General features: G+C 58.3%; 4 protein-coding genes. All 4 read left to right on the forward strand.

The window, feature by feature from the left end:
- Nucleotides 1–4,503: EF-hand domain-containing protein (locus tag JI62_RS08355; protein WP_170938512.1), on the forward strand; the 4,503-nt coding region annotated here is incomplete at its 5' end.
- Nucleotides 4,500–5,936: a hypothetical protein gene (locus JI62_RS08360; RefSeq protein WP_088699722.1), complete on the forward strand. Its 1,437-nt coding sequence runs from the start codon at nucleotides 4,500–4,502 to the stop codon at nucleotides 5,934–5,936. The genes JI62_RS08355 and JI62_RS08360, both read left to right, overlap by 4 nt.
- 1 nt (nucleotide 5,937) lies before the next feature.
- Nucleotides 5,938–6,813, forward strand: a complete 876-nt coding sequence (locus tag JI62_RS08365; protein ID WP_088699723.1) for a hypothetical protein — start codon at nucleotides 5,938–5,940, stop codon at nucleotides 6,811–6,813.
- Nucleotides 6,814–7,218 (forward strand): hypothetical protein (locus tag JI62_RS08370; protein WP_430750717.1); only part of this gene is annotated, 405 nt, incomplete at its 3' end. It lies immediately after the preceding gene.

Here is a 7,218-nt window from a genome sequence, read left to right on the forward strand (position 1 = left end):
CTGGTCGGTGGTCCGTTGGGCGCTGCGGTCATTGCGGGCGGCGCGATCTATTATTTCCGTGAAGAGCTGGGCTTAGTCGCCCCCAAAGTGCAGACGGCAACCGGGCGCGTTGACGATATGACCAGCGCGCTAGACGCCAACTCCGAAGCCGCGCTGAAAAACGCTAAAGCAATGCTGGAAGCTGAGCAGCAGTTTCAGCAGTTCCGCCAAGCCACATTAGCAATGGATGTTTCCCGCCAGCGTCAAATTGTGGCGGATGAGCAAAAGCAGTGGGATGCTGTGGGCGGCCAAGAAGCCTTTGGCATGGGGCAGCGTAGCGAGTCACAGCAAGCCCTGCATGAACTCCAAGTAGAGCTGATGAACACCCGCAACGCGATTGATGCAGCGGGCGGCTCAGTCACTGAAATAGATGAAAAGCTAGCGCAGCTTGAACGCACAACGCGTGAAACCATCACGCCAACAACGGACTTGGGCGATGCGAATGAAGCCGCAGCCACTAAGGCAAAAGACTTGGCCAAGTCCACAGAAGCACAGTCCGACGCCCTAGAAGACCTCTACGACCGGTTGATACCAGGGCGCCGCGAAACAGTCCAGCTAGCCCGCGACATACAGACGCTAAACCTCGCGATTGCCATGGGCACCGGCAACATCGCTCAGAACATCCAGATGATGGGTCTGCTCCAGCAGCAGTTCATCGAAGCGCAGAAAGACACCGACGACCTGGCCACGAAGACGGTAGACGCCGCCTTCACAATGCAGGGCGCATGGGACGAAGTGCGCCTGAACGGCCTACGTCGACTTGACGACGGCTTTGTCGACCTATGGGAAGGCGCGATCGACGGGAGCCTGAACGCTACCGACATCATGAAGCGGGCGCTGGATCAGACGCTGGCCGAAATGGCACACATGGCCTTCACTCGACCGATCACGGTGCAGCTCGCTACCAGCATGGGGTTTGGTGGCACGGGTGCTGGTGGCCAGCAAGCGGGCGGTGGCTTAAATATGGGTTCTGTCAGTTCACTCAAGAACGGATGGGACGCCCTTCAAGGAGGCTTTAACGGCATCCAATGGGGCGGGCATACCGCGGCTTCTCTTGGCGCGCAAAACGCTGCTCAATTTGCTGGTAATGGACTCAACGCCTCGGCGTTAAGCTCCGCCGCTCAAGTGGGTGGAGCACAAGGCGCCACCGGCTGGATGGGCGGCAGCATGCAGAACTTTAGCGGCATGCAGGGATTAGCCGGTGCCGGTGCTGGTTTTGCAGGCAGCTTTGCTGCTGGCTCAGTGTTTGGAAAGTCAGCCGAACAAGAGATTGGCAGCACGCTCGGCGCGCTGGCAGGAACCTACCTGGCAGGCCCGATCGGCTCAGCCATCGGCTCATTCCTGGGTGGCGGTGTAGGCTCATTGTTCGGCAGCGCCCCCACAAAATTTAGCGGTCGTTTTGGCACTACCGCGTCACTCGACCGCAGCGAAGGCGCCGGTAAAGACGGCGTTTTTGAGCACCAGGCTGATGGCCGCTTTTACCGCGAAACCGCGCTGGGCTATGCGGGATTCCGCGACCAAGGCACGGAACGTCTCCAGCGCGCAGGCGTAGGGGAAGACAAACAGTGGGCAGAAGATCTCGTCAACGCCACCGCCGCCATGGATGCCCTAACCGTCAGCGTGGCGCGTTCTGATCAAGAAATCGCGACGATGCGCGACACCGTTCAAGGGCTGGAAGCGTCGGGGCGCAACGCCGGTGAGATCATTGAATTTGCCCTCAAAGGCCGCGCCCTGGCCGCGCTGGAGTCGGTTGGGCATACCTTCAGCGACTCTATTAGCTCGCTGCCCGCCGATGAGTTCACGGCCCGTCTTGAAGTGATGGCAGGTGGCATGGGCGTGCTTATGCAAACCGCCGATCGCTTGAACCTTCAGTTTGACGACACCGCCGCCGGAGCCCTAGAAGCGGCAGGTAACCTGGCGCAAATTGCCGGTGGCGTCGAGAACCTAGCCGCCATCAACCAGGGCTATTACCAAGCCACCTACACAGAAACCGAGCGCCTAAGCCGCTCACAAGCGGATCTGCGCGCCTCGCTGGCAGGCGTCACCGACCAGGTGCCCAACACCGTCGGCGAGCTGCGCGCCCTAGTCGAAGCCCAGAACCTCAACGACGCAGCCGCAGGCGAGCTAGCCGTGCGACTGATGGAGCTAGCCCCGGCGCTGAGACAGACCAATGACGCAGTCCGCGATGCGATCGAGCAGCAGTACCGAGAAAGCTTAGGCCGTGCCCCCGAAACAGCGGGCATGGACTACTGGTTCAATCAAGTCGCCAGCGGATCAGCGACGCTAGAGCGTGCGCTCACGGCTATTGCCGCCAGCTCAGAAGCCGCCGCATTCGCCGCTGATGATGCGGCGGGCAGCGTCGATACCATGGCGGATGCGCTGCGAGCCCAAGAGCAGCTAGAACGGCAGTTGCTGCAAGCGCAGGGCAATAAAGACGCAATTCGACAGCTGGAAATAGATCGCTTACGCGAACTCGAAACGGCTGAAGTCAAAAATCTGACATCGATGCAGCGCCGCATCTGGGCAATCGAAGACGAAAAAACTGCACAGCAGGACGCCGAGCGCGCACAGCAAGAACGCATACGCACGATCAATCAAGAAGCCAGTGCAATGGCACGCGCCCGCGAGCAGCTAGCCAGCTTTGGCGTCAGCATCACCAGCTACGTAGATAACCTACGCAGCACCGACGCCGGGCTAGCATCGCCTGCCGACCAGCTCGCAGCCGCTTCCGCCGCGTTTGAGGAGCAGTACGCCCAAGCCGCGTCGGGCGATCGCAATGCGATGAACAGCATCACGCAATACGCGGATCGTTTCATCGAAGCGCAGAAGAACTGGTCAGCGAGCGGCAGTCAGACAACGGCAACAATCGACAAAGTCGCAGGCATGCTTGAATCGCTGCCTGCCCAGCTCAGTGCTGAGCAATTTCTGGCTGATGAATTCAGGGGGATTGTTGCCGACCAGACTGAAGCGTTGGGGGATATATTCGGCAACGGATTTAGTGATGCCGTCACATCGCTGTCTAGCAACTTCGACCGGATCGACAGCAATCTAAACGGCCTGTTGACCTTCGATGAGATCAAAAGAGCGTTAGGTGACAAGGCAACAGACGCCCAAGTTGCAGTATTAATCGCCGCCGTGGATACGAACGGCGATGGCATGATCAGCAGGCAAGAGCTGACAAACGCCCGGCTGGGTGGTCTGGCAAAAGGTGTGGCCTCATCACTAGAGGGGTCGTTTAACCTCTTAGACACCAGCCTAGATGGATTGCTGACATATTCCGAGCTAAGGCAAGGCCTAGGGGGGCTCGCAACTGACGCTCAAGTAAAAGCCATGATGCGCGGTATGGATCTCAATACCGATGGCGTTATCAGTCAGCTAGAGAGCGTCGTCATTGCGGGCATGCCCACCGACGCCGTGCTCGGTACCGTGCTGCGCAACAAATTGGGTGAGCTTGATAGCCGCCAATTAACCCACAGCCAGATTCGCAATGCACTCTCCCCGATTGCAACCGACGCTGAAATTAGCCGCTTAATACGCGAAGTCGATGTAAACGGCGATGGAATGATCGGCCAGCAGGAACTGACAAACTCGCGCCTGGGCGGATTGTCACGCGGGATCGCTAACGCCGTTGCTGGTGAGTTCGACCGAATTGACATCAGCGCGGACGGCCTCATCGACTACAACGAGTTCCGCAATACGTTCGCCGGAATGGCCACTGATGGCGAGTTGCGCCGAATCTTTAATCAGTTGGATGCGACACGCACGGGCACGATCTCACGCTTAGACGCGCAGACAAATCAACTCGTAACGGCAGCCAAGTCGCGTGATTTGACTCAGTCAGAGCAGTCCATCGTGCGCGCACTGAACGCTCAGCAAAACGAGTCCGTTGTTCGCTGGTGGGGTCATCACTACGCGAATGAGATGCAGCGTAAATTCAACCCTTCTAGCGGTGCTGGTCTGGGCGTGTCACTTTCTCCCGCCCAAAACGGCACTGGTGCACGCTCTATTGCAACCGCTTTCAAGCAGATTCTTGGTGCCAATACAAACGGCTCTCACGCTACCGGCCTGGGTTATGTTCCGTTCGACGGTTATATCGCAGAGCTACACCGCGGCGAAATGGTCGCGACAGCCGAAGACGCCAAAGTGCTCCGCAAATTAGCCGGTGGCACTGCGATGTCAGCTCCGCCGATGCCTGCGCCGCGTGGGCTACCCGCGCCCACGTTGCCCGCGTTCCCGCTACTCGACCAAAGCGATCAGACGCAGCTAATGCGCGACGTATTAAATGAAAACAAGCAGCTGCGCGCTGACATTAAAAAGCTGATGAGTGAAAGCAACAAACACCTGGCGGCAGCTAACAATCAACGCGGCGCAGCGGCCAAGGGTCAGATCGGTGCTATCGAGCGCGGCAACAAGATGCTCAAAAAGCTCGAAGACGACAAGCGCTTGGAGGCGGCGAAGCGATGACCTGGACGCTGATTATTCGTGACGCCAGAGATGAAGAGAACCAGCCACAAACGTTGCGGTTTAGCCTTGGCATTTATTTGGATGATGAAGACAATTTCTACGATCCGCGCATCTTGCAGCCTGGCTTGTACGAAGCGGGCCTATACGCTGGCCAGCTGCTCCAGCAGAGCCGCTCAGGCTATGGCGAAACCACGTTAGTCAATGCAGACGGCGGGCTGGACTACCTTGCTGATTACGCCGTCGATGGGCGCGAGGTGGAGCTAGCGTTTAAAGGCGTGCCGCAGGTGAACGGCACCGTAGCACGCCTGGCTTTTTCTGATACTGAAGTGTCGGTTGTGTTGCGTGACCCGCTAGAGCTGCTGCGCTCACCGCACCCCATGGAGACCTATGCAGGCACTAACGTGCTGCCCGACGGCTTAGAAGGCACCGAAGACGATATCGCGGGTGAGTCTAAACCGCTTGTGCTGGGTGAAGCGCGCAACGCACAGCCGGTTGCCGTCAATACTTCGAAGCTGATCTACCAGGTGTCTTCGCTCTCAGATTGCACGGTGACAGCCGTTTATGACCGAGGCTACGCGCTCGATAACGGCGGCAACTACACAAGCCTGGCGCAGCTACAAAGCTCCGAGCCCGAGCCTGATGAATGGCGCAGCTACCAGGGTTTCATTCGCCTAGGTAGCACAGCTACAGGCACCATTACTGTCGACGCTGAACAGAGCGACCCACGGGCAGGCACCGTTGCCCAGGCAATGGCTGCGGCTCGTGGATACACCCTACACGCTGACGACGTGGCCACTCTCAACGAATATGGCGCTGTCCGATTCTACATCACAGGCGAGACCAACACGCTGGAGCTGCTCGATCGGATCGCCGAGAGCATTGGCGGCTGGCTCGCAGTACAGCCTGACCAGGTGCTGCGCTTAGGGGATTGGGAGGAACCTGAGCCAACCGATGATGCAGTCCGCGACTACTCCATTGTGACCCTAAGCCGCAGCGCCACCGGAGCCGGTCAAGGTGGCCTGCCGGTGTGGCGCGTCACACTGGAATGCGACCGCATCGAGACCGTTCAAAACGACCTATCCGGTGATGTGAGTAATGCTCGCCGTGCGCGTATGGCTAAGCAAACCCGCCGAGTCGTGGCCACTGATCAAACCGTACGTAATCGCAACCCATTGGCCAGTGAAATAACGATTAACAGCGTGTTGGCCAGCTATTCGAAAAGCCAAGAAGTTGCCCAGAGGGTACTCGCATTATTGAGTGTTCGGCGGGATACCGTACAGGTAGAGGCTATCGAAGCACCACTACCCACCATTGGCGGCAATCTCACCTTGATCACGCTACGCCAGGGCTACGGGGATGGCCGCGCAATGCGCGTTACAGGCTATCGACTCAACGCAGAAACCGATGAACTAACACTCAATTTGTGGGGCTGATATGGCGCTTGATCCAAATAAAATAGCCCTTTGCTGGCCCAATTACATAGGCACCGCCGTTGTCAGTGGCGGTGCTTGGGTGCCCACGCTACCCCTTGAGCACGTAAAAGACGCTCGTTTTTCGGTCGTCGCTAAAACAGCAACGTTAGATCCTGTTGATACCCAGTTTTCAATCACATTACCCAAACGGCAGCGCCTACATGCACTCGCGATCCCTGCCCACAACATGAGTTCAACAGCCACGCTGCGTGCTCGTGTCTATCGCGATGCAGGGCAGACAGACCTAATCCTAAATACAGGCTGGCAAGACGTATGGCCAGTCCTGTACGGCTTAGATGACGTGGTGTGGGGAAACGACAATTTTTGGAACCGTCGATTGGCTGAAGATGATCGACAGAACTACACACCGCTGGCGATCGTTTTCTTTGAGGAGCGGTTACTAGGCAGCAGTATGCATGTGGAGCTTCGGGATACCGCCAACCCTGACGGTGCCATCGTTATGGGCCGAGTGATGGTGACCGACGTGTGGCAGCCGCGTAAAAACCTGGATCACGGCGTTCAACATGGTTACGACACCGGCACACAGATCACGTGGGCGGGTGATCCGTCACGCACAGGATATGCGCGTCGAGTGACGCCCAAGCGCACAGTCACGTTCGACTTAAATAACCTCAACGAAGATGAGGCGTTTCTCAGAATTCACCGCTTGCAGCGCACTCAGGACATCGTCGGTGAGATCCTCTACCTCTGGTCGCCGGTACCGTCCCCTATCAACTTTGCCCGCGCAATGATCGCGCAGCAGGTCGAGCTGAACGGCATTACCTACCCCTATTACGCGAATTATGAACACGCGATGTCACTACTGGAGATTCTATAAATGGCGAGCGTAACGTTCCCCGAAGAGCTAGGCGGCAACGGCCAAACCTACACCGACGACGCCGACCCGGACACAGGCCTGGACGGCCTAGGCTACACAACTCGGTTTATCCCCTGCTTGCAGCAAGCCGTGGCCATGGGGCTGTCAGCCCAAAGCAACGCAGCGGCAGCGGCCAGCTATGTCGCACAGTGCCAAACACTGCGCAATCAAGCTGCTGGTTCAGCCAGTGCCGCCGCTGGTTCAGCGTCCACGGCCAGCACCGCTGCCAATACAGCGACCACGAAAGCCGGTGAGGCGTCTGACTCAGCAGACGCCGCCGCTAGCTCAGCCTCCACGGCCAGCACGGCAGCGGGTACGGCGACCACGAAAGCCGGTGAGGCGTCTGACTCAGCGGACGCCGCCGCT

The organism is Halomonas campaniensis, assembly GCF_002211105.1.
Taxonomy (GTDB): Bacteria; Pseudomonadota; Gammaproteobacteria; order Pseudomonadales; family Halomonadaceae; genus Vreelandella; species Vreelandella campaniensis_A.